Origin of the sequence: Acinetobacter schindleri (assembly GCF_010918895.1) — a bacterium.
Taxonomy (GTDB): Bacteria; Pseudomonadota; Gammaproteobacteria; order Pseudomonadales; family Moraxellaceae; genus Acinetobacter; species Acinetobacter schindleri.
Genome location: NZ_CP044483.1, coordinates 83,688 through 109,156, shown reverse-complemented (window position 1 = coordinate 109,156; position 25,469 = coordinate 83,688). Strand labels below are relative to the sequence as shown.

21 protein-coding genes are annotated in these 25,469 nt (G+C 39.3%); 7 read left to right on the top strand and 14 right to left on the bottom strand.

Annotation, left to right across the window (positions count from 1 at the left end):
- Nucleotides 1-409 precede the first annotated feature (409 nt).
- Nucleotides 410-1,360 (top strand): IS481 family transposase, encoded by a 951-nt coding sequence (locus FSC11_RS00480; RefSeq protein ID WP_163164521.1) that lies wholly within the window; start codon nt 410-412, stop codon nt 1,358-1,360.
- Nucleotides 1,361-1,369: 9 nt separating this feature from the next.
- Here the strand turns inward: FSC11_RS00480 and FSC11_RS00475 are convergent, their stop codons facing one another.
- Nucleotides 1,370-1,858, bottom strand: coding sequence for a GNAT family N-acetyltransferase (locus tag FSC11_RS00475; RefSeq protein WP_163164519.1), 489 nt, complete (start codon nt 1,856-1,858; stop codon nt 1,370-1,372).
- The gene (locus tag FSC11_RS00470) at nt 1,848-2,114 is read right to left on the bottom strand and encodes a type II toxin-antitoxin system TacA family antitoxin (protein ID WP_039890759.1); all 267 of its coding nucleotides are present in this window, start codon (nt 2,112-2,114) and stop codon (nt 1,848-1,850) included. Before FSC11_RS00470 ends, FSC11_RS00475 begins: the two co-directional genes overlap by 11 nt.
- A 428-nt stretch (nt 2,115-2,542) precedes the next feature.
- Here FSC11_RS00470 and FSC11_RS00465 point away from each other — a divergent pair, with 428 nt between their 5' ends.
- From FSC11_RS00465 to FSC11_RS00440, 6 genes are all read left to right on the top strand, one after another.
- Complete coding sequence (locus FSC11_RS00465; protein ID WP_163164517.1) at nt 2,543-3,346, top strand: TnsA endonuclease C-terminal domain-containing protein; 804 nt, start codon at nt 2,543-2,545, stop codon at nt 3,344-3,346.
- A complete protein-coding gene (locus FSC11_RS00460; protein WP_163164515.1) occupies nt 3,333-5,453 on the top strand; it encodes a Mu transposase C-terminal domain-containing protein in 2,121 nt (706 codons plus the stop codon). Before FSC11_RS00465 ends, FSC11_RS00460 begins: the two co-directional genes overlap by 14 nt.
- Nucleotides 5,450-7,132, top strand: coding sequence for an AAA family ATPase (locus FSC11_RS00455; protein ID WP_163164513.1), 1,683 nt, complete (start codon nt 5,450-5,452; stop codon nt 7,130-7,132). Before FSC11_RS00460 ends, FSC11_RS00455 begins: the two co-directional genes overlap by 4 nt.
- A 25-nt stretch (nt 7,133-7,157) precedes the next feature.
- Nucleotides 7,158-8,690 carry a TnsD family Tn7-like transposition protein gene (locus tag FSC11_RS00450; protein WP_163164511.1) on the top strand — a complete coding sequence of 511 codons (1,533 nt, stop codon included), beginning with the start codon at nt 7,158-7,160 and terminating at the stop codon, nt 8,688-8,690.
- Nucleotides 8,690-10,303, top strand: coding sequence for a Tn7-like element transposition protein TnsE (locus tag FSC11_RS00445; RefSeq protein ID WP_163164509.1), 1,614 nt, complete (start codon nt 8,690-8,692; stop codon nt 10,301-10,303). The genes FSC11_RS00450 and FSC11_RS00445 overlap by 1 nt, the downstream gene beginning before the upstream one ends.
- A 184-nt stretch (nt 10,304-10,487) precedes the next feature.
- Nucleotides 10,488-11,861 carry a phosphohexomutase domain-containing protein gene (locus FSC11_RS00440; RefSeq protein WP_163164507.1) on the top strand — a complete coding sequence of 458 codons (1,374 nt, stop codon included), beginning with the start codon at nt 10,488-10,490 and terminating at the stop codon, nt 11,859-11,861.
- A 66-nt stretch (nt 11,862-11,927) separates the two neighbouring features.
- On the opposite strand, the gene galE is transcribed toward FSC11_RS00440, so the two are convergent.
- From galE to FSC11_RS00380, 12 genes are all read right to left on the bottom strand, one after another.
- Nucleotides 11,928-12,947, bottom strand: coding sequence for a UDP-glucose 4-epimerase GalE (gene galE, locus FSC11_RS00435; RefSeq protein WP_163164505.1), 1,020 nt, complete (start codon nt 12,945-12,947; stop codon nt 11,928-11,930).
- The gene (gene pgi / locus FSC11_RS00430) at nt 12,940-14,613 is read right to left on the bottom strand and encodes a glucose-6-phosphate isomerase (protein WP_163164503.1); all 1,674 of its coding nucleotides are present in this window, start codon (nt 14,611-14,613) and stop codon (nt 12,940-12,942) included. The genes galE and pgi overlap by 8 nt, the downstream gene beginning before the upstream one ends.
- Complete coding sequence (locus FSC11_RS00425; RefSeq protein WP_163164501.1) at nt 14,613-15,869, bottom strand: nucleotide sugar dehydrogenase; 1,257 nt, start codon at nt 15,867-15,869, stop codon at nt 14,613-14,615. The genes pgi and FSC11_RS00425 overlap by 1 nt, the downstream gene beginning before the upstream one ends.
- Nucleotides 15,870-15,898: 29 nt before the next feature.
- A complete protein-coding gene (gene galU / locus FSC11_RS00420) occupies nt 15,899-16,774 on the bottom strand; it encodes a UTP--glucose-1-phosphate uridylyltransferase GalU (protein WP_163164499.1) in 876 nt (291 codons plus the stop codon).
- A gap of 13 nt (nt 16,775-16,787) precedes the next feature.
- Complete coding sequence (locus FSC11_RS00415) at nt 16,788-18,662, bottom strand: polysaccharide biosynthesis protein (RefSeq protein ID WP_163164497.1); 1,875 nt, start codon at nt 18,660-18,662, stop codon at nt 16,788-16,790.
- A gap of 116 nt (nt 18,663-18,778) precedes the next feature.
- Nucleotides 18,779-19,954, bottom strand: coding sequence for a DegT/DnrJ/EryC1/StrS family aminotransferase (locus tag FSC11_RS00410; protein ID WP_163164495.1), 1,176 nt, complete (start codon nt 19,952-19,954; stop codon nt 18,779-18,781).
- A 38-nt stretch (nt 19,955-19,992) separates the two neighbouring features.
- Nucleotides 19,993-20,649: an LbetaH domain-containing protein gene (locus tag FSC11_RS00405; RefSeq protein ID WP_163164493.1), complete on the bottom strand. Its 657-nt coding sequence runs from the start codon at nt 20,647-20,649 to the stop codon at nt 19,993-19,995.
- Complete coding sequence (locus tag FSC11_RS00400; protein ID WP_163164491.1) at nt 20,642-21,253, bottom strand: sugar transferase; 612 nt, start codon at nt 21,251-21,253, stop codon at nt 20,642-20,644. The genes FSC11_RS00405 and FSC11_RS00400 overlap by 8 nt, the downstream gene beginning before the upstream one ends.
- 62 nt (nt 21,254-21,315) lie before the next feature.
- Nucleotides 21,316-22,437 (bottom strand): glycosyltransferase family 4 protein, encoded by a 1,122-nt coding sequence (locus FSC11_RS00395; RefSeq protein ID WP_163164489.1) that lies wholly within the window; start codon nt 22,435-22,437, stop codon nt 21,316-21,318.
- Nucleotides 22,430-23,320 (bottom strand): glycosyltransferase family 2 protein, encoded by an 891-nt coding sequence (locus FSC11_RS00390; RefSeq protein WP_163164487.1) that lies wholly within the window; start codon nt 23,318-23,320, stop codon nt 22,430-22,432. Before FSC11_RS00390 ends, FSC11_RS00395 begins: the two co-directional genes overlap by 8 nt.
- Nucleotides 23,320-24,327: an EpsG family protein gene (locus FSC11_RS00385; protein WP_227590990.1), complete on the bottom strand. Its 1,008-nt coding sequence runs from the start codon at nt 24,325-24,327 to the stop codon at nt 23,320-23,322. Before FSC11_RS00385 ends, FSC11_RS00390 begins: the two co-directional genes overlap by 1 nt.
- Nucleotides 24,328-24,387: 60 nt before the next feature.
- A complete protein-coding gene (locus FSC11_RS00380; protein WP_163164483.1) occupies nt 24,388-25,452 on the bottom strand; it encodes a glycosyltransferase in 1,065 nt (354 codons plus the stop codon).
- Nucleotides 25,453-25,469 lie beyond the last annotated feature (17 nt).

Genomic DNA, 25,469 nt, shown 5'->3' with positions numbered 1-25,469 from the left:
ATAAAAATCTCACCCTAGATTCGAAAAGCATCCCTTTTTGACCTCACCTTGAAAACATTTCATTTTTATTTAAAGTATGCTTCGCCTTTCTGCGCAAGAATTCGCATTTTAAAGCGGGAGAATCTTATACAAATTTAATTTCATCTAAAATTAAATATACTAAATTTAAATACAAACTTAATTTTAAAATTTAAAAACCATTAATAATAAATATCAACAATTTATGATAAAAAATAAAACAAACTTAATTAAATTACCATAATTAGACGCAGTATTTGGTCATAAAGCAAAATAAGGGATAAGGAACTATGTGCAAACTCTGAATAAGTCTATTAGCTATTCCTGTTACTAGGTGTTTAGTCCCAGATTTTAATGGTGCAATATTCTCAGATAAATGGAAGGAAGCACTATGGGACAAGTTCTACACAGCAGCGCCACAACGACACACACAGTGCGTCGAGCAATACAAAATAGTCAAGAGAGCTTAAGAACGCTAGCCAAGCGTTACGGCATCAATCAAAAGACCGTCGCAAAATGGAAGAAACGTACTTCAGTAGATGATCTTACAACCGGGCCAAAGAATCCTCGCTCAAGCGTGTTATCGCCTGAAGATGAGGCGGCAATTGTTGCTTTTCGAAAACGCACTTTATTGCCACTAGACGATTGCCTTTATGCACTGCAGCCGAGTATTCCTTATCTGACACGCTCGTCGTTACACCGCTGCTTGCAGCGGCATGGTATTTCACGACTGCCTGAGGTACAAGGTGATCGCCCTGTCAGGAAGCGCTTCAAGAGCTACCCCATTGGTTACTTTCATATCGACATCGCTGAGATGCAAACAGCACAGGGTAAGCTTTATCTCTTCGTTGCCATTGATCGCACTTCCAAGTTCGCGTTCACTGAATTGCATACTAAAGCCAGTAAGATGGCAGCCGCGGAGTTCCTGCGGAATCTGGTTAAGGCTGTGCCCTATAGAATCCATACGGTGCTAACAGATAACGGCATCCAGTTCACGAACCGCACCTGTGATCGCTACGCCTCTGAGCACATCTTTGATCGTGTTTGTACTGAATGTGGCATTGAACATCGTCTTACCAAGGTTAAGCATCCATGGACCAATGGACAGGTCGAGCGGATGAACCGAACGATTAAAGAAGCTACTGTCAAACGGTTCCATTACGACGATCACACTCAGCTATGTATTCACCTTGCTGATTTTATTGCTGCATACAACTTCGGCCGCAGACTCAAAACACTCAGGGGCTTGACTCCCTACGAATTCATCTGCAAACAGTGGACAGATGAACCTGAACTTTTTAAGATTGATCCGATCCATCAAATGCCGGGACTAGACACCTAGCAGCCCACCTTATTTAAAATGAGGTATTTCATTCACTGGATATATTAATGTTAATGGATTTGATGTTAATGAGATAAAGCCAAACCGCTGATAAAACTCCATAGCTTTTTGATCCTTAGCATGTATTACAACAAAATTTACGCCAATAATTTGAGCAACTTTTGAAACTTGTTTAAGAGCATGTGCTAAAAGTACTTTTCCAACTCCTTGCCCCTGTGCTGCTTGATCAACGGCAAAGCGCCCCACAACCACACAAGGTAAGGGATAACGAGGTAATCGTTTAGTGAGAACAGCATCAACCCCATCAAATCCTATAGAGGTACTTGATAGACAATAAAACCCCCTCACATGTGCATCATCATCAATAGCAACATAGGTTTTACTTGTTCCTGATTTCTGATGTTGGGATGCGTATTGTTTTATGAACTTATTTAAATCATCTTGCCCACAATTAAATGATTTTTTCTGATGATGGGCTTGTAAAACCTCAATTTTCATCCAATAAACTCATTAAATTTTTCATCTCATCATTTGCAGGGCGTGGATTTTCAAGCAAATTCATTAACATATCACGATCAGCATTATTTACTTTTAACTCGTGATTAGATTTAAGTAATTCTTTTGCTCGTTCAAATGAGGATTGGATCATAAAGGAGCTCACACTAAGACCCAATAAATTCGCAGCTTGCTCAATTACATTCTTTGCATCTACGGTTGAACGAACATTGATTCGTTCTGTTGCTAAGTTAGCCATATTTTCCACCAATTTGTACATCATAATGATGTACAAATTATAGCAGATTAAGGTATTACTTTAAGATCCAAATTTACATATTTTGTTCTAAAATATTTGGAATAGAAAATAAGAATTTTACTATGAACCAGAATGAATAGTCGGGTTTGAGTCTGAATATGCAGTTGGTTTACATAAGAATATGCAACGATGTTTACTAAGATGTAATTTGAATACTTTTGCCTATCATCAACGTTTTTTAAACTCATCAATTGAGTATTAAAATACCAGATTAATTATTAAGTTAATGAATTAAATAAATAATTAAATAAAAATTATAAAATTTTGTTTGTATATAAATATATTTAAGTTTGTATGTTTTTGCCAAATACAAAATTAACCCCCTTCAGATATGATTAATTATCCACCAAAATCCACAGGTCTTCTGTATGGCAAAAATTATAAAAAACTATGAAGAACTAATAAAAGAAGGGTATGGCCAGGGCCATGGACGCGATTATAAACCTTGTAAAACTGTTCAAAACTTCAGTTCAATTGGTCGCTCTCACAGAGTACAAGGCCGTGTCAGTAAACGTCTTCATCACTTATTTTCTGATCTAGAGCTATCTACCTTTTTACTGCTTGATTGGAATCATAACGTTACAGATATTCGCGAACATTATCCTTTGGATATCTATGATCTTAACTCCATCTGTTCTCGTTTCCGAATGAAAAAAGTATCGGTTGACTATATGCCTTTTACCCTATCTTCAGATTTTTTAGTTGATTTTGGTAAGTTTTCTATAGCCCTTGACACTCTTTACAGCAAGGATCTGAATAAAGCTCATGTTATTGAGTCATTAGAAATTAAACGTCGTTACTGGGAAGAAGAGCACAATACGCCGTTCAAACTGATTACGGAAAAAGACATTCCTGCTACGGTACTAGAGAACATTAAATGGCTATATGTAGAAAAAAATGACCTTGAAATAACAAATCACATGATTGATCAAGCAGTTTATTTTATGGAAGAAATTAGCCAGTACCCTCAAAGCTCATTAATCCAATTTTGCAAGCATTCTGACCAAACTCAAAAAATGGGTATCGGAGCGACGCTCGCATTGTTTAGAAAATTATTTGCACTGCGAATACTTCAATTTAATCTAGAAATTTTGTACTTGGAGCTTAAACTCTCTGATATTCATGCAAGTGATTTGCTCCAGAATGAGAATACAGTCCATGCAGCTAATTAATTCAGTTTACATCTTGAATTCAACACAATACCGAATACTCAAATTCCTACCTCAATATACGGTATGGATTGCGATCGATAATAAAAATGCATTCCCTGAACTTATTTTGTCCAAGGAACTTCAAACTCTTTTAGATGATCAAAGCCTGATACCCGCACAAGATCCTTATGAATACTTAAAACGATTAAACTTGAATGAAGAGTCTATTCAACTAAAAAAAAGAGATGAAAACTTTTCAATTATTCAGGACTTAATTGATGATGAACAAATCCTTACTAATGCAAAAATAAGAACAGCAAAAATTAAAATGATACATTTAGAAAAAGAGGTATCAATTAATAAAATTCTACGACTATTGAGACGCTACTGGCAGCGTGGTCAAACTATAAATGCTTTGGTACCGGACTATGAAAACTCAGGTGGAAAAGGCCAAAAAAGAGCTATAGGAAATAAAAAGATCGGCAGACCACGAATTTATGAGCTAAATGAAGGTAAAAATGTTACTGAACAGGTTGAATTATATTTTAAAAAAGCCATCGAAGAGTATTTAGTTCCTGTTAAAAAACAATCTATTAATGAAACGTATATTCGGTTTAAAAATTTATTTTCCAAACACTTTCATCAAGTACAAGCCTCAGATATTCCAACATATGCACAATTCTATTATTTTTATAATACGCGATATAGAAATACGAACAACTCGAAAGAAATTCTGGGTAATCAGAAAACCCTGAAAGATCACAAACCTCTGACTTCAACAGCGACCAAGCAAGCAAATGGTCCTGGTGCACGTTATGAGATAGATTCAACAATCGCTGACATCTACCTTGTATCATCACGGGATCCATCACAGATTATTGGCAGACCTACCGTATATATTGTTATCGATGTATTCAGCCGGATGATTACTGGGCTTTATGTCGGTATGGAAAATAGTTCATTTAACACAGCTATACAATGCCTCAGTGTCGCAATCCAAGATAAAGTGACATTCTGTCAGAGTTACGGCTTACAAATACAACCGGAAGACTGGCCTATTTATGGTTTACCTGATGCCATACTTGCAGACCGTGGTGAACTAATTGGATATCAAATTGAACTTCTTGAAAAAAACTTTTCTGTTCGAATTGAAAATGCACCACCATATCGAAGCGATGCCAAAGGTATTGTGGAGAGGGCTTTTGGCATCATTCAGTCACGCTTTAAATCCTACGAGAATATTGGTGTTGTTTCTGGATTCAAGGAAAAAAAGAAAGGTGGACATGATTATCGGCTAGAAGCTTGTCTTACTTTGGAAGAGTTCAGAAAAATCATATTAAGCTGCGTCTTGTTACGCAATAATTTTGACGTTTTGACAAAATATGATCGTAGTGCCGATATGCCGACTAACCTGCCTTCTATCCCTCTTAAGCTCTGGCAGTGGGGCCTACAGCACCGTACTGGGATGTTGAGACAAGTGGATAACAAATCACTATATGTTGGCTTGCTACCTAGGATCGATGCCTCATTAAGTGATAAAGGACTTAAAGTTAAAGGATTAGTCTATCAATGTTTAGAAATGCATCAACAAGGCTGGTTTATTCGTAACACGACCAAATCCCGCCCGAAAAAGTTGCGCATTGGTTTTGACCCATACTCAGTTAATACTATTTATGTTTTCTTTGATGAAAATAAATTGGAATACTGGGAAGCCCATTTAAGTGATGCCTCACGTCAATATCAGCATCTGACCTGGTGGGAAGCTGAACAGATTCAAAAAGCGATCAAAACTGTTGAAAAACAGCATTCACAACTAAAGTCTGTGGCCATCAGTGAATTGCAGGATTTTACTGACAAAATCATTCACGCAGCACAGAGTCGGCAGGCTCAAGCAGGAGTTCACCAACTTTCTAAAGCACAACGTACTCGGGATATCCGTCAAAACAAACAAGAAGCAATTCAAGTAGAACGTGCAGAGCACCTTCAGAAGAGGTCAGTTAACCCTATCCGGACTATCCACCCCAACATCGCTAATGCTCACCCCTTCCCATCTCAAAGCAACAATCTGGATTTAACAAGTCAACCAGATTTAATGAGACAATTATTCGAAGAGGACGATGAAGAATGAATAATAATGAAGTCGCGATTAATACATCAATAGAAGACATCTATGGGGATAATCCTCTTATTACTCAATTACCCCCTATCCTTGATACGAAGTCGGTCATTAAACATCTACGGGGGAAAATGAGATTTCTTCCAGAACAGCGCTTTTTTGCGCAACAAGAAAGAATCCATTTAATCGCTCAATTGCCTCATGATTTTTTTCAACCACTGACCAAACATCTATCCCTTGAGCAAAAAATTTCTATTATGATTCGGCAAGGTTATGTGAGTAGAAACATCACTAATGGTGATAGACATCGACATTTACACGCTGCTTTTCAGCAACTAGAACCATCAAATGAAAGCTGTTACCGCTATGCACCTCCAGAGTCGACTGCAACTAGCATGTCAATTATAGGATGTTCGGGAAGCGGTAAAACAACGACAATGAACAAAATTTTGCGTTATTACCCGCAAGTGATTGAACATAGAGAGCTGGGATTAAAACAAATTGTTTACCTTAAAATTGATTGTCCGCATGACAGCTCTTTAAAAAACTTATGCTCAAACTTTTTTAGAGCAGTAGATTTAGCATTAGGAGATACAAACTTCGAGCATCGTTTCACCAGAAGTCGCTTAAATGTGAATGCCATGCTGCAGCAGATGAAAATTATCGCAAATAATTATTCAATTGGACTTTTAATCATTGATGAAATCCAGCATTTGAATACAAAAAAATCTGGCGGGGCTGAAATCATTCTTAATTTCTTTGTCACCCTTGTGAATGTGGCATCCATTCCAATTGTGATGATTGGGACACCCAAAGCCAATGAAATTCTGCAAGAAGACTTAAGATCAGCTAGACGCAGTGCAGGATTAGGCTCTTTAATCTGGGAACCTATGCGCAATGAAGCACCCACTCCCGATCCTAGCACCCCTGATCAAATGATCATTTCTGAATGGTATGCTTTCACCAACAAGCTGTGGCAATATCAATGGGTTCAACAACCAGCTGAACTGACCGATGAATTAAGAAACACTTGGTATTATTATACGCAGGGCATTCCAGATTTAGTGGTTAAACTGTTCTGCTTGGTGCAGATTCATGCAATCACCATTGGTCTGGAAAAAATTACATCTGAACTTTTTAAAAAAGTCTACGAAGAACAATTACAGCCAGTCCACGATATTTTGGATGCACTCCGCTCAGGCAACCCCACACGTATTGCACGGTATTCTGACTTAACTATCCCTCAAGTTCAAATTGAGGAATATGTTGAACAACACCGTTTAAAAGCTGCATTAAAAACGGAAATACAGCGTAAAGATCTAGGACCACATTATTCCACACTTATAGGTATGCTAACGGCCTTAGGTCACCCCGCTGCTACAATAGATCTGCATGTCACTTCTGCATTAAAAAAATATCCAAACGAGAACTTACAGGTACTACTCCAGCATATTCTGGAAGTATTAGACGGCTCTGTAGCAAAAGATAAATTGGACCAGCCTCAGACCACAACTTCGGTAAGAAAACCAAGAACATCACGCAAAGTCATGAAAGCAGAAGAATGGAAGAGCACTGAAGCCAATGACTTACGGAATTTTTTCAGTCAAGCACAAGAAAAGGAAGTAGATGTTTATGAGCTATTAAAATCATCTCACTATTTGTTTGATCCCACCTCTCCTGTGTTGCATTAAACAAAAAATAGAGAGTAAGTGTATTATGATTTCAAATTTTCCAATACCATATCCAGATGAGTTAATTTACAGTGTGATTGCACGTTATGCTATTCACAATGGAATTTTAAGTCCCAAATACCTTACTGAAGAATTATTCAATAATAGAAATTTGACGCCAACTTACGATTTACCGTCTTACATAGACAAATTGGCCAGTTATCTACCAGATTGCTATGATGCACTCCATTTAATCAACCACCACACCTTATTGCCAATTTATCAACCGTTTCAACCTGATACAGTGATGCGTTATGCTGTACATGTATTACAGGGTGAACAGTATCAATCATTACATACCAAGTTGGGAAAAAATGCGTCGCGAATCAAATCTGTGAATTTTTTTCGGTTCTGTCCGCATTGTTGGCAAGAACAGATGGAACAATATGGTGAAGTGTATTGGAAACGTAGCTGGCAGATTACAGGATATGAATATTGTATAAAGCATGAATCTGCCCTTTTTGTCAGCTCTGTTCCTTGCAATGGGCTAGACCGAAGATTTTATAATGCTCATTTAAATGCTCTTGAAGATTCTTCACAGCTTATATTAAATTCTCAGGACTTACCTCATCATATCGAGCTTGCAGGAATAATCGAAGACTTACTCACTCATGCAACCTGCAGCCCTATCCAAGATTTTTCTATTTTATCGGATGCTTATTTTATCATCTTGAAAGACAAAAATTTACTCTTAAGTCGCAAGAATATTAACTACAAAAAAATCCGTCAGGTGATACTGGATTATTGGGGTGAAAATTTTCTAGCTTATTATCATTTAGAAGATTTGATCAGTGAAAACTGCTGGCTAAAAAGTATATTCAGAAAACATCGTAAAGCATTCTCTTATCTCGAGCATCTTCTTGTATTGAAAGCTCTCGTACCAGAACAAAATCCAATTGAATTATATAAACAGTACATTGACCTTGCTTCAACTGAGGTAGATAAAGAAATCCCATCAGTATGCATGAATAAGACAGTAGCTCGAACCTTATCTGAGGATCAAGAACAATGGACAAAATTGATCTTGGAAATGCCAGTCAAACAGGCTCGCAAACAAAATAGTTCTCTGTATGCTCGCTTATATCGCAATTATAAAGATTGGTTATTATTTATCAACAAATCAGCTTTAACGCCCTCTCCTTCTGTCCCTAGACCACGAGTGAATTGGGAAGAACGAGATCGACAATTTGTTAAACGACTTATCGAAATACGTAATGAGTTATCAGAAGACCTAAACTCGCCCCAACAAACGAAGAAGTTTTTTATAAAAAAATTAGGACATGTGAGCACTATTGAGAAAAACTGGGACACTCTTCCCTTAACCAAAGCCTTTTTAGATCGTTATTCCGAATCAGTCAGTTGTTACCAAATACGAAGGCTTACAAAAACTTTTATACAGCAAAAAATGAGACAGCAATTCAGTTCTCCCAGTATTTTCCTAAGAGAATCTGGTCTCAGTCCACAACGATTAACACCTGAAGCATGTCGGTTTTTTGATAAAATTATGGAGAGTAAATAATGCCTACCATTCCTTTTCTTTGCTTGCCTAAAAAAACAATTTATTATGGTGCAACGGATATCACCCACCGTGGGAAAACCCGTTTCGATATTAAAACTGCAATGTACCACCCAGAAGAAAAGCGTTTTTTTCATTCAAAAAGACCAATAGAAAGTATTCTTTTATATCACTATGCAACGCCATTAAGCAGCGTTGACCCTGTAAGTTTAGATCACCGAACCCTTACTCTAATTGATTTAGGAATATTGAATAATACCAATACTGAAAATCCGGCACTGAAAGCTCTTCATACTTATAGAAATCGCCCATGCTTTAGTTTTCTATACAGTGATGGCAATCAGTTTAATGATGACTGGTTCATTCAATTACCTAAACTTGTACTAGCACGTGATCTTTTTTTCTCTCATCCCTATCTATTACGTGCTGCTTTATTCTCTGAACGCTATACAACTGATGTCTTGATTGATCACGAGGATGCTGAAGCCTTTCATATTTATATTGCACCCAATAGAAAAATAACAGCCAAAGATCTAAAGGACCCTATTTTCCTACAAAAACTCGCGTTGATCTTATTACATCCTGAATTGAGTAAGGCTTTTTTAAGTATTTATGAAAAAACTGTAAACAATCAAAATAAATTTAAAAGTTATAGTTTTGATATGGATGCCCCTATCCTAAAAAATATTCAGCTTGATGTTGAGGGTCGTAGTTACACAGAGGAAAAATTATTTCGGATCGAACGTATCAATTCATTCGGAAATTTAGAAACTGGAATACATAAACCTGTTCAATTTCATTTTTTATCCCAAAAAAGTTTTAGGCAGGCTAAAGAGATACTGGATAAAAAACAGCCTCCTAAAAAAAAGGCAAGTCAGGATAAATCTAAACTTGATGATGAAGCTAGCGCTGATATTGATCAGCAAATTACACAATTAAGAAATACTGTGGGGAAAATTTATACCATAGATGACCTAAAAATCTCATTAAATACTTCATGCTCAGAAATTAATATAGTAAGACGAAAGACAAATGGGGAAGTTCATCATGAAGAACAACCATTTGCTGGTGGAGAAGGAGAAGATGAAGGAACCCGCCCAGGATTTACTATAGAATCAGAAGCTGATTCTAAAAACTCTACTTATCAATATCTTAGCAAAATGTTGGAAGAAATAGAAAAAAAGGGATATAAAATTAAATGCATTCATAATAAGATTTTTACAAAATATGGCCGATTCAGAGGACATAAATTGACCAATGGTCAAAATCGCCGATTTTATGTAAATCTCATACTTGACCATGATGATAAGGAGCTTTTTTATTTATGCGAAATTGATACCTCTGATGGAAAAAAGAATATTTCCACATTACTACTACCATACAACGTTAAGACAAACAAAATCTTCCTGAGCGAAAATTTAGAATCTTTCAAAATTGCAATTTTGTCACAGTCCTTAAGTTGGCCTAAAGATTTCATTAACAAAGTCTGTGATGTCCATTCTTATATAATGATTAATCATATTTCAAAAAAAGATCAGGCTGTATCTAACACATATCATGCAGACTGGGCAGAGAGGATTCTAGAAAAATGGAAATCTATCGATAACTCGTTATAACTCTTTACAAAAGTTATTGTCGAATAAAGGTATTGATCATAAGATCTTACAATTTCTGGCTAGAATATTCTAAAAATACTGAGTCAAAATTAATGAATAAAAGTGGTCAGATCACATATTTTGGGCTTTATACTATGATTGTATCTTATAAATTTTCTTATTTTCAGGGATCTTGAGAACTTACATGACAAGACTGACGTGCTTTAAAGCCTATGACATTCGCGGCAGATTGGGCAGCGAACTCAATGAAGAGATTGCCTATAAAATTGGTCGCGCCTATGGACAAATTTACCAGCCCAAAACCGTTGTGGTCGGTTGTGATGTTCGCCTTAGCAGTGAAGATTTAAAACAGGCCACTATCCGCGGTTTAAATGATGCGGGCGTGGATGTTCTAGATTTAGGTATGACTGGGACTGAAGAAGTTTATTTTGGTGCCTTCCACTTAGATGTGCAAGGTGGTATTGAAGTCACTGCCAGTCATAACCCAATGGACTATAACGGCATGAAACTGGTGCGTGAAAATGCCCGTCCGATCAGTGCCGATACAGGTTTAAAAGAAATTCAAGCGCTGGCTGAAACAGGTACTTTTAATGAGGTTGCAGAAAAAGGCACAACCAAAAAATATAATATCCTGCCTGAATTTGTCGATCATCTAATGACCTATATTGACCCTGCAAAAATTTGCCCGATGAAACTGGTGGTCAATGCCGGAAACGGTGCTGCCGGACATGTGATTGATGCCATCGAAGAAAAATTTAAAGCTTTGCAGATTCCGGTAGAGTTCATTAAGATTCACCATGAAGCGGATGGTAACTTCCCAAATGGTATTCCGAATCCAATTCTGGTTGAAAACCGTGACAGCACCCGTGAGGCAGTCATTCAGCATGGTGCGGATATGGGGATTGCCTGGGATGGCGACTTTGACCGCTGTTTCTTGTTCGATGAAAAAGGCCAGTTCATTGAGGGCTATTATATTGTCGGTCTGCTGGCACAGGCTTTCCTGCTGAAACAGGCGGGTGAAAAAATTGTGCATGACCCGCGTCTGGTCTGGAACACTTTTGATATTGTTGAGCAGTTTAAAGGTGAAGCCATTCAGTCTAAATCTGGTCATGCCTTCATTAAAGATGTCATGCGTGAACATAATGCGGCTTATGGCGGTGAAATGAGTGCCCATCACTATTTCCGTGATTTTGCTTACTGTGATAGCGGCATGATTCCATGGTTACTGGCTATGGCTGTACTATCTGAAACAGGAAAATCCTTATCTTCTCTCGTGGAAGAAATGATTGCCAAGTTCCCATGTTCAGGTGAAATTAATTTTAAAGTGGCCGATACCCAGGCAACCATCCAAAAACTTTTCGATCATTATGCCGATCAGAAACCTGAAATTGATCAGACTGATGGCGTCAGCCTGAATTTTGGTAGCTGGCGTTTTAATGTGCGCGCATCTAATACCGAACCATTATTGCGTTTGAATATTGAAAGCCGTCGTGACCAGAATCCACGACCAATGCAAGACTATGTGAATGAGCTGACCCAGCTGATTCAAGGCAGCTGAAGTCAGAAAAAAAAAGAGCCAGATCAAAATGGCTCTTTTTTTATGCTTAATACTTATCTGAAAAAATTAATCGCGATAGCCTTGTGGATTCTGTTTCTGCCAGTTCCAGCTATCTGCCAGCATATCTTCCAGACCATATTGTGGCTGCCAGCCCAGCTCCTGGACTGCACGGGTATTGTCGGCAAAAGACGTCGCCACATCGCCTTCACGACGGGGCGCGATTTCAAATGGAATCTGCACCGCATTGACCTGTTCAAAGGTATTCTTGATTTGCAAAACTGAACAGCCCTGTCCCGTACCGATGTTCCAGGCACGACAGCCATGTGCATCAAGACGGTTATTGAGTGCACATAAATGCGCATTGGCCAGATCCACCACATGGATATAATCCCGTACCCCAGTCCCATCGACCGTATCGTAATCATCCCCAAAGATTGATAATTTTTCACGACGACCAACCGCCACCTGAGTCACATACGGCATCAGGTTATTTGGAATCCCTTGCGGGTCTTCCCCTATTTGTCCGCTTTTATGCGCACCAACCGGATTAAAATAACGCAGCAAGGCAATCGACCAGCGTTCATCAGATACCGATAGCTTTTGTAATAGCTGCTCTACAATCAGCTTGGTATAACCGTAGTTATTGCTCGGCATCCCGGTTGGCATGTCTTCATTTAAAGGCGAGATATTGGCTTCATCATAGACTGTAGCCGAGGAACTGAAGACCAGACGGAATACACCAGCGCGCTGCATGGCCTGTACCAGGCTGATGGAACCTGAAATATTATTTTCAAAGTATTTTAGTGGAACTTGCTGGCTTTCCCCTACCGCTTTTAAACCGGCAAAATGGATCACGGCATCAATTTGATAAGTACTAAAAATCCGATTCAGAATATCCTGATCTAGAATATCACCCTGAATAAAGTCCAAAGATTTTGAAGCTAAAGCCTGCACACGATTCAGAGATTCTTCAGAACTATTAGAAAGATTATCTAATACCACGACTTCATGTCCGGCATTTAATAATTCCAGACAGGTATGTGAACCGATATAACCGGCCCCACCAGTTACCAAGACTTTAGCCACGTTGTTTCCCCATTAATATTGCAATTAAACCTTGTGTCGAGGCATCCAGTGCGGACACATCCGTCTGTTCACCATTTAAAATCGGCAAGAGCTGATTGGCAATTTCCTTGCCTTTTTCGACGCCCCACTGGTCAAAAGGATTGATATTCCACAGCACTGACTGCACAAACACCTTATGTTCATACATGGCGATCAGCATCCCCAGACTATAAGGATTGAGCTCTTGCATTAAAATGGTCGAGCTGGGCTGGTTACCTGCATACTGCTTATACGCCGGTAGATCAGCCAGTTCATTGGCATCCAGCGCCTGATTACCAAAGGCCAGCAGCCGTGACTGCGCCAGACAGTTGGACAGGGCCAAATGATGCTGCTCAATCAGCGCATCGGCATTATCGGCATAGGTAAACTGGTTGGCATTATAACGCTGTACCGGTGCAATAAAATCACTGCTGACCGACTGGGTGCCCTGATGCAATAATTGATAGAAAGCATGCTGGGCATTCGGCCCGACTTCTCCCCAGATAATCGGACAGGTATCCCAGTCTACTTTTTCACTATTGCGCTGAATGGATTTACCATTAGATTCCATTTCCAGCTGCTGCAAATAAGAGGCAAAATATTTCAAACGACCGTCATATGGCAGTACGGCATGGGTCTGGATATCCAGGAAGTTGTTATTCCAGACACCTAATAGTCCCATCAGCACTGGAATATTCTGTTCAAATGGAGCAGTCTGGAAATGCTCATCCACCGCATAAGCACCTGCTAAAAAGTGCTGAAACCCCTGTACTCCGATAGTCAATGCAATAGGTAAGCCAATACAGGACCACAGCGAATAACGGCCTCCGACCCAGTCCCAGAGCAGGAACTGGTTTTCTGGTGCAATCCCCCAAGCAGTCATTTTTTCCGGCTTGGTCGAGACGCCAATAAAATGATGCTGGATCGTGCACAGGTCTTGGCCCAAGGCTTTTTCCAGCCACAGACGTACCGTTTGTGCATTGGAGAGGGTGTCAATGGTACCGAAAGATTTGGAGGAGATAATAAACAGCGTGGTTTCAGGGCGCAGCTTATGCAGCAGATCAGACAGCTGGCTGCCATCCATGGTCGACACAAAATGTACATTTAGGGGGCGCTGAGTGGGCTGTTTAAAGTCAGACAGGGCTTGACTGACCATCAGCGGTCCCAAATCTGAGCCACCTACCCCGATATTGACCACATCCTGAATCACTTCACCGGTGGCACCGCGATACTGTCCGGCATGGATTTTTTCCACCAGAGTAAACATGCGTTGCAGCTGGGTATGCACCTCAGCAGCCAATTCAGGATGCTGCTCATTCTGCTCTGGCAAACGTAAGGCCCAATGCATTGCAGCACGCTGCTCGGTATAGTTCACCTGTTCTTGGGAAAACAGGCGTTTGATCCACTGCTTCAGATCTTGTGCCTGCGCCAGTTGCACCAGTGTCTGCAACACATCCTGATCAATGCGGTGCTTGCTAAAATCAAAGGTTACTGGCTGCAAGTTCACCGAAAAATGCTGAAAACGCTGAGGATCTTGCTGAAATAGCTCTTGCAGATGCTTGTGTTCAAACTGCTGTTTTAAATTATTTAACCGGCTTAAAACAGTATCTTTCTGTTCGAGGGGATAAGGTTGCTGAATCGTACTCATTAACGTCCCACTCCTTTATAGGCAAAGCCCTGTGCTTTCATATAGTCCGGATTATAGATATTACGTCCATCCAGAATCAGTGGATGCTGCATATGATTCAACAGGCTGCGGTAATTGGGATTCCAGTATTGTTTCCAGGCTGTGAGCACGCATAGGGCATGTGCTCCATTTACGGCCTCGTACTGATCTGTGCAATACACCAGATCATCGCGTTGCCCGTAGACTTTTTCAATTTCCGCCAGGGCTTGCGGATCATGCAGCTTGACGGTCACCCCTTGCGCCCAGAGTGCAGTCAACATGGCATGAATCGGGGATTGCTGGATACGCGAGGTATTTTCCTTAAAGGATGCTCCCCAGATCGCTACAGTTTTCCCGGCCAGATCACCATGGTAATAATTCCAAAGCTTGCGAAATAGCAGTTCTTTTTGCTGCTCATTAATTTCCCAGACCTGAGCCATTAACTGGCTTTTCGCGCCGGTGCCTGACACAGTACTGGCCAGAATCTGAATATCATGCGAGAAGTTTTCGCCACCAAACCCGGCCCCCGGATACAGATAAGACGAACCAATCCGGCTATCTGCTGCCAGCCCCTGACGTACATGCTCAATATCAATACCAAGTTTTTCAGCCACCAGAGCCAGATCATTAATATAGCTGATCCGCGTCGCCAGCATGCCGGACACACTCAGTTTGGTAAATTCGGCATCCAGAACCGGCATAAACAGGTATTGCTGTTCACGCGGGAATAACGGCCTGAGCAGTTCCTTCAAAAGCGTTTTCGCGGTTTCATTGCTATAGCCGACAATAAGCTGGCTGGCTTCGGTCAGACTACGTAAGGCATTACCTTCCTGAATCACATCCGGTAAATAGATCCAGTGATCTTCCGACAGAATCTGCTGGAATTTTTCAGTGCCATGCAGGCCCAAGGTAGAGGCGTTAATCATCAGTTTTGGATGAATAATTGGACGCAGCTTAAGCTCACGCAAGATTTCCAGACCCTGAATTTCTTCAGTCGGACTGAGACTGAACAGATAAACATCGACATCTAAAGGAATGGCCTCAAACTTGCAGTATTGTAAAAAGCCCTTGGCGTGCTGTTTGTTCAGTAATTGCTGTACGGCTTCATCCTGTGCATAAACCTGTTCGGAAGACGGTTTTTTCAGCAAATCACACCAGTAGACCTGATGACCACATTCTGCCAGTAAGGCTGCCATGACACCGGCATACAGAGTCTGACCAAATACTGCAATGTTCATAAGCTTCCTTCTGATTCTTAAAGTCTGTTTTATAGTTTCAGTTCTTGAATTAAAGCTTTAAAAGATTCACCCAGTTTTGGATGATCCACACCATAGTGCAATACCGCTTTGAGATAACCCAGTTTGCTGCCACAGTCAAAGGTCTGGCCTTTCATACGGTAAGCTTCTACCGAGTCGGTCTGCTGGAGCATGGCAATTGCATCAGTCAGCTGGATTTCATTGCCTGCACCACGTGGCGTCTGTTCCAGTAACTGCATGATTTTTGCCGGCAGGATATAACGACCCACTACCGATAAATTTGAAGGCGCCGCTCCCACCGCTGGCTTTTCTACAATCCCTTGCATCACGGTGCTTTGTCCTTCTTCTGGTGTCGCTGCGACATCAACAATGCCATACTGATCCACCAGATGATCTGGTACAGCTTCAACCATAATCTGCGAAGCTTCTGATTCATTAAAACGCTGAATCATCAGGCTTAAATCATTTTCTGTGTCTGAATCTTTAACTAAAACATCTGGGAGCAGTACAGCAAAATCATCATCACCGACCACACTTTTGGCACACAGCACGGCATGACCAAGGCCCAAAGGCTGCGGCTGACGTACACTGATCACACTGACATGCGGCGGCAGGATTTCAGTAATTTCCTTAAGCAGGTCAAATTTCTTTTTTTGCTCCAAGGTGGTTTCCAGCTCAAAACTGCGGTCAAAATAGTTTTCAATCGAAGCCTTTGATGAATGTGTCACTAAAATAATCTGCTCAATTCCAGCAGCAACTGCCTCTTTTACCACGTATTCAATAGCGGGGCGGTCAACGACAGTTACCATTTCCTTTGGAATAGATTTACTGGCTGGAAGAAAACGTGTACCCAGACCTGCGACCGGCAAAATGGCTTTTTTAATCATAAATAAACTTCACTTAATTAACTTTAATTTCTTTACCACGTTGATAGCCATCAACATAATATTCAAGCTGTGATAAGGCCCAGTCGATATCTGTCTGCGTGGCAGAAAGTGCCTGGATTTTATCAAACACCTGTGTAATTTCCTGTAACGGAACGTGTTTTTCAAATGATCTTAGGATACGACTATGTGACGTAATTTCGGTATTTTCCTGATCAATGAGCAGTTCTTCATACAGCTTTTCCCCTGGACGCAAACCAGCATATTGAATTGCAATATCCCCCTCCGGATACTGCTCATCACGGACTTTCAGTCCACTTAAAGCAATCATTTGACGGGCCAGATCCTGAATACGCACCGGCTCACCCATATCCAGCAGGAACACATCGCCGCCCAAGCCTAAGGCACCAGCCTGAATCACCAGCTGTGAGGCTTCCGGAATGGTCATAAAGTAGCGGGTCACATCCGGATGAGTCACGGTAATCGGCCCACCCTTGAGAATCTGCTGTTTAAATAGCGGCACCACCGAACCCGAAGAACCGAGCACATTGCCGAAACGGACGATACTGATCTGGGTCTGCTGTTGTGCCTCTGCCATCGCTTGACAGTAAAGTTCTGCCATACGTTTACTGGCACCCATGACATTGGTCGGACGTACCGCTTTATCGGTTGAGATCAGCACAAAGGTTTCTACACCTTTTTTCACCGCAGCATTCACGCTAAACGCCGTTCCCACCGCATTATTTTTCAGGCCCGCTAGTGGATTACATTCTACCAGTGGGACATGCTTGTAAGCCGCAGCATGATAAACCGTTTGCACGCCATACTGTTCAATTACACGTTCCAGTTTACTCTCATCTAGAACCGACCCCAGGATAGGTATAATTTCACAAGTTGCAGTTAAACTTAATTCTTTTTCAATACTATACAGCGCGAATTCAGTTAACTCGAAAATGATGATTTTTGCCGGCTGGTTTTTTACGATCTGGCGACACAATTCTGAACCAATCGACCCCCCTGCACCGGTGACCATGACCACTTTATCCTGAATATTTTTACTCAGAAGTGCTGGAACCGGCGGTACCGGGTCACGTCCCAGCAAGTCAATAATATCGACTTCCTGAATATCCGAAATCCGGATTTCACCATCTACCAGCTTAGTCAGTCCCGGAATTTCAGTAATTTTAAGATGTGCCGGCTCTAAAAATTTAATGATTTCACTTTTACGGACTCGCCCCACTGAGGGCAAAGCAATCAGAATTTCATCAATTTTTTGCTTGCGCATGAGTTTTAGGGCAGTCTGGGCATCATAAACTTTGAGTCGCCCCAGCTGCTGTCCGGTCAACGAGCGTTTGTCATCAATAAACATGACCGGTAAATGTGCATTGGAGCGATACAGTGCAGCAGCAACCTGTTGACCCGCATTCCCGGCCCCATAAATCGCAATGCGTTTTTTCTGTACGTCAGCCTGTAAATAGGAACGGATAATAAAACGGATGATCCCCCGGCTAAACCAGATCCAGGCAAACATCATAAAGCCAAACATCAGCGGAATAGAGGTCGGAATAAATGCCGGAGTAAAATAAGCCAGTGCATAAAGACCAGCGACAGTCAACGCCGTCGCCAGTCCCATTTTGATCATAAACACTTCATTATAAGTGCGGACAATGAAGCGGTAGACCCCACAGATAAGCAGCGATGCAACTGCAATCCCACTGACCCAAAGCGTACCAAACGGCAGATTTGGTACTACCTCTGCACCTAGATCAAAGCTACGAATGGCATAACAGAGCCAGATCAAGACAGGAAAAGTACAAAAATCCAGAATAATCAAAAATGCGAGTTTGGCGACTCGTGGTGATTCTACAAAGGGCGTAATGATCGATTTCACTGGGTACGTTGTCTCAATTTTAATAGATTTTTAATGAATCACGATTTTATTGATAACTTAGAGCGATATTGTATAAGAGAAATGCACCCAATACAGTGCACTTATCTTGTAAAAGTTTAAGCAATTATTCTACGAATGACCTGCTGAATTGCCGTCACAGTTTTGTTCATACTTTCATCACTTAAAGTAGGATGCACCAAAAACATCAGACTGGTTTCACCCAATTGCTGCGCATTTTTCAAACGCTGTGCTGGACGCCATGGCGTATCATCAAAAGCATGTTCCAAATAGACTTCTGAACAAGAACCACTGAAACAAGGCACATTCTGTGCACTGATTTCCTGCATGATCCGGTCACGTGACCAGCCTTCAGGCAAAGCCTCAATATTGACCTGCACATAACATTTATAGGCAGCATGCACATAATCGGCAGATGGTTTAGCCACAGTAAAATACGGACTATTCTCAAAGAGCGCTTGAATACGTGCCATATTGGTATTGCGCTTCGCTGTCCACTCTGGCATTTGTTGCAGTTGCAACCGACCAATCACCGCTTGCATTTCCATCATGCGCCAATTGGTACCAAAAGAGTCATGCAACCAACGGAAACCCGGTGGATGTTGTTTGTTATAGACGCTATCAAAGTTTTTACCATGGTCTTTGTATGACCACATTTTTTTCCAAAGATTTTCATCGTTGGTGGTGACCATTCCGCCTTCACCGCCCGTGGTCATAATTTTGTCTTGGCAGAAGGACCAGGCCGCAACATGGCCGATTGAACCGGCAGATTTTCCTTTATATTTCGCGCCATGCGCCTGTGCACAGTCTTCGATCACATACAGGCCTTTATCGGAAGCCAGTTGCATGATCGGATCCATGTCGCACATCCAGCCTGCCAGATGCACACAGATGATGGCCTTGGTATTGGGTGTGATCACCGCTTCAATGGTACGACGGGAAATATTTTGGGAATCCAGTTCAACATCGGCAAAGACTGGATTGGCACCAGCGGTGACAATGGAACTGGCAGAAGCTAAAAAAGTACGTGAAGTCACAATTACGTCATCGCCTGCACCAATGCCTAATGCTTTAAGCGCGACATCCAGTGCCACTGTGCCATTGGCCAAAGCCACTGCATATTGGGTTTCTGCGAACTGGGCAAATTCTTTTTCGAACTCACGGCACTCTTGTCCGGTCCAGTAGTTGACTTTATTGGACAGTAAAACTTGAGATACGGCATCTGCCTCTTGTTGAGTAAAGCTTGGCCATGGTTCAAATGCAGTATTTAGCATGCTTTATCCTAGAATATTAATCGTATTCGTCTTGAAAATTAGTTCTTTTTCAACAATCGCGCAGGGTTACCGACAACGGTCACACCTGCAGGTACACTTTTAGTCACGACTGCGCCCATACCAACCACCGCACCCCGACCAATAATTAAAGGTTGGTCTGGCGTACCTTGTTTTATCATCGCACCCGCACCAATGTAAGCATGGTCATGAATATGAATATTGCCATTACACTGAACACCTGGGGCAAAAGTCACAAAGTCACCAATCACACAATCATGTTCTACATAGCTATATAAGTTGGCATGAAAGCATTTACCAATTTTTATATTTGAGGTAATGCTCACAAAAGGGCTGAGTGCTGCACCTGCGGCAATTTCAACCTCATCCATCAGTACGACATTATCTGCCTGAACACTCCAGAGCTCAATTGCATCTTGTTCAAGCTGTATTGAAATTTTTTCACGTATTTGACTATTGGCAATGGCAATCAACACCTGTTTTTGAGTCGCAGGGTGTGCTTTAAATGCCGCATAATTCATGGCACGATGCGAATTGATTATAGTTTCTGCAACTAAGCTATCATCTATAAATACTATTTCAGCAGGATTTCCCAAACGCTTTAATTGGGCTCTTGCCACTGGCATCAAGCTACGTCCACAGCCTGAGGCACCATAGACTGCATACAGTTCAGTCATGCTGTTGATCCGACTGTGTACCTGTAAATTTAGTCATAGTCGCTTCGCCTGCTTCGTTAATATCATCTTTGGCGAGCACTTTTTTAACCGTTTTCAGCATAATTTTAAAATCTAACCAAACCGATTGATTTTCTACATACCACGTATCGAGTTTAAATTTTTCTTCCCAACTAATGGCATTACGTCCATTGACCTGTGCATGCCCTGTCATACCTGGGCGGACTAAATGGCGTTTGGCTTGTTCTTGGTTATATAGCGGTAAATATTCCATGAGTAATGGGCGTGGTCCGACAATACTCATATCACCTTTAATCACATTCCATAACTCCGGCATTTCATCCAAACTACTAGAGCGCAACATTTTACCAAATGGTGTCAAACGCTCACTATCTGGTAATAAATTGCCTTGTGCATCTACCGCATCTTTCATACTGCGAAATTTGATCATTTCAAAGGGCTTGCCATGTAAGCCTGGGCGTATCTGACGAAACAACACAGGAGAACCTAGATTTTTTCTCACCTTATGTGCCACATAAAAATACAACGGTGACAGTAAAATTAGGGCAATAGAAGCAATAATAATATCGAGGAGGCGTTTTAGCATATAATTATCCGGATTAAATAGTAGTAACTAACATTAAATTAGCTCCTTTTCATTTACGAAAACTATAAATAATTTTTATAAATTTTTGACATCTCCTCTAGAGAGTTTTTGATATCGAAATACGAAGCCTTTTTTATTGCTTCATTAGAGAGGCTGATATAAAAATTCTTATTAGAATATACCTCCATTATAGCCCCACTAAGTTTATCAGAGTTCTGCTGAGGATATAATATTCCATTGACCATATGATCTACAACTGTGCAGTGTCCTCGATCTATTGTAGCTACTACAGGTAATCCACACATCATTGCTTCAACAAGATTAATCCCTAGGCCTTCTTGTTTACTAGCAGATAGAGCTATATCTGATATTTGATAATATTTTTCAATATCTGTAACAAACCCTAAAAATACAACCTTATCATTAACCCCTTTCTCCAACGTATAATCTTTTATCTGCTCTAAAAGTACACCACGACCCGCAAATAAAACTTTAAAATTTTCAATTTTATTACTCAATTTATGAAGAGCTTCTATAATAAGTTTATGATTTTTACGATCAATAAATTCAGCAGCATAGATCATAATAAAATCATCTTCCGAAAAACCCAATGAATTCCTTAAACTAATTTTTTCAATTTTTGATATAGGTTTAAATCGCTTAGAACTAACGCCTATACCAGGTATTTTATAATAAGATGCTAAATTAGAACCTTTTTCAGAGATTAATTTATAATCTTCCTCATTAATACAAATAACAGCATCTGTTAATTTAGTTAGCATTAATTCGGCAGGAAAATAAGTTAACCATGACCATATGCTCGACCCTTTGAAAAAATGAAATCCATGCGCAGTATAAAGTATCTTTGTTCCATTCTTTCGAGCTTGAGTTCCGGCTAATCGAGTTATGACGCTTGCCATAGGAGTATGGCAAGTAATTAAAGTGAAATTATTTTCGTCAATAATTTTTTTGAGCTGATTAAAAGATTTAAGATGTAGAAATGAGAATGGGGATCGCTCAAAGTCTACATGCCATAATTTATGAATACTTGGATCTTCGAAAGATCCATTACATGCAGCATGTACTTCATATCCATTATCAAAAAACCATTTCATGTAAGGTCTATGAAATGCATGAAAATGGACAGGTACTGAAGCAACAAATAATATTTTTTTCTTATCCATTATCTACACCAGGGATTTTTACTGAATTAATTTTCTTTAAAGAAATATTAAAGTATTCTATTAAGTTTTCATCAATTTTACTTTTATTACGGCGGTTTAATAAATAATCCAAGCTTCCAAAGATAGACATTGTTTTTACAATGAAAGTTTTTAACCATGATTTAGTCATATATTTATATTTAAATAGTTTATTATCAATCATGGGAGCATAGAAATCTCTTTCAACTTCATATGCTTTCATTAGCTTTTTAACAGTTACATTACCTTCCTCTCTATACATATAAAGGGGATCGCTAATAGATTTTGCATTAAAATCTAAAGCTTTTGATGCACTTAACCAAAGATGTGTATCCTGTCCTACAGGTATCTGTTCATTGTACCTATTTCTTTGATACCAGCTTTTTCTAGCAATTAGCCCTGCATGAAGAAATTTTTGTGATTTATTTAAAATACCTTCAAAACTATATTTTTCCTCATAATTCCCCCTATATCCATTGTAAGAATTATTCATTTTGATAGAATATGTTCCGCAAGAAACTAAATCATAATTTTCATTTATAAGTATACTAATTAACTTTTCGATACGATCAGGTGACATAAGATCATCGGCATCCATACGTGCGATATAATCATATTTGGCTAGATCAACAATTTGATTCAATCTTGCAGCTAGTTTTAAGTTTTTACCGTCAGAATAAATTGAGACGCGAGGATCCTTAATTCCCTGAACTAATTCCAACGATTTATCGTTAGAACCATCATCAATTAACAAAAGCTCCCAATTTTCATGTGTTTGAGCAAATACAGAACGAACAGCATCTAAAATTGTTTCTTCCGCATTATAGAAAGGGATAGCAATAGTAACAAAAATATCTTTAGACATTAAAATATCTCAAAAATTGGATTAATAGTATAAGGTGTTAAATTACTAAAACGGGACGTAGTTAGATAAAAATAAATCAAACCTAAAACAAAAGAGGCAATATAAATATAATTATTATTAATTTTTTTATATAGAAATGGTAAAATTAGTGCAAGTGTCCACGTAAAATAAGGAAGTATTCTTTGAGGACCTGATGGATTAGATTCTAATAGAGCAATCGGTATCATGAAAGCTATCCCAATAGCATAGAAAGAAAATAATTGAAGAAAATCTTTATCCTTAATTTTATAAATATATGAACCTATATATATCATTATAAGGATAAAAAAGTAAAACGCCAATGTTAGGAACCCACCTGAATTTTCTGAAGTTTGAGCATAGCCTTCATACCGCTCATTAGTGGACGCAATGTAAGTAATTAAAAATCTACTAAGAATAAGTGAGCCTAAAAACGTTGCCACCAATTTATACGCTAACTTAACATTTAAGTTTACCAACAGATAAAAGGGTATCATTAATAAAGCTGTTGTATGAAAAAAAGATGCAATAATACATATTAAAAAATACTTATAGAAATCTCTTTTTATTAAATATGGAACAGCAAGTGCAAAAATAGCCATCGCTAGACCTTGACGAAGACCATTAAAGAAAAATGTATAAGTACCTAAAGTGATAAATACAAATACTGAAGTAGCGTAATCCTTACTATTTTTTCTAAAAACATATAAATAACAAAATACCACTACAAAAGATGTAATAAAAAAAAGCCAAAAGTAGTTATGTGTAATTCTTAACAAGGAGTATTCTATTAACTGATATCCAAGTTCCACATCATCACGAAAATCGAAGTAATTATAATCAAGTTGATTAATGAAATTTCTTACATATGTTCCTGTATCAGTTCCAACTCGGTAATTACGAAAACTAGCAAATAGCACCAAAATAAATAAAGGCACCCAGAATGCTTTTCGATTGAGAGATTCTTTTTCTATCCAGATCCAAAACATGACAAAAAACAAGATCAGTAAATACGGTAGCATGCTTATATCTTCAATAATTTTAAAATCTTATTCATAACAAGACTTATATAAATTTGATAAATTAACAGAATTTTCAAGCACATCGAAACCAGATGATTTCATTGTATGGTAAATAACACTATTAGAAATATTTTTAAGGTTAGGCTTTTCAAGATAATCTACCCATTCTTTCGCAGAACTAATCGGTAAAAATTTAACCAAACCCAAACCTAAATCAACTTCCATTGAAATCCTATCTGAAACTACAGCATGTAATCCTACTGTTTGGCTTTCTACAAGGACTACTGGAAAACCCTCATGTAATGAAGGCATAATCATAAAGTCTGCACTCGCCATTAATTCTGTAATATCGCTACGGACACCTAACATTTTGATATTGTTAGCAAGTGATTTCTTTTGAATTTGTTTTTTAATCTCTAAATCTAATGGGCCTTGGCCAATGATATATAAGGTATACTTAACGCCACGCTTGGTTAATTCCTCAGCTATCTTCAAAGTAAATTGATGATTTTTTACGGTACTCAAACGTCCAACTTGTATAATTTTCAAACTTTCATCATTAAAATTTTCACTAATGAAATTTCTGTTATTTTCGGCTTTTTCAAGCATCTGCTGACAGTTTACAGAATTAGGTAGGATCATTACATCAGCTGTCGATCCAAAAAGATATTTGGCAGCCAACACTCCACATGCAATTTTAGAGGTTGCTGTTTTATTAATAATATTTAATGCCCATTTTTCATAGGCTTTTTTAATAACTCCCATTTCTCCATTACTAGTATTATGTGAGTGGGCTATCCGATGAGGAACACCAGCATACTTAGCTGCTAATAAATGAAAGGCATTATTAAGTAATTTATGGGCATGCACAATTCGGTATTCAGAATGCTTCTTTAAAAAACTTCTTAACTTGAGCATACGCTCGATAGAATTATTGGCAATAATTGGAAAAATTCTTCCACCTAATGCTAAAATTTCCTCATCATAATCACCTTGATCTGCAGTGAAAGTAATAAAGTCAAATTGAACTTGCGTACGATCAATATTTCGATACAGATTCATAAGCATAGTTTCTGCACCAGCACGATCCATTTTTCCGACTATATGTA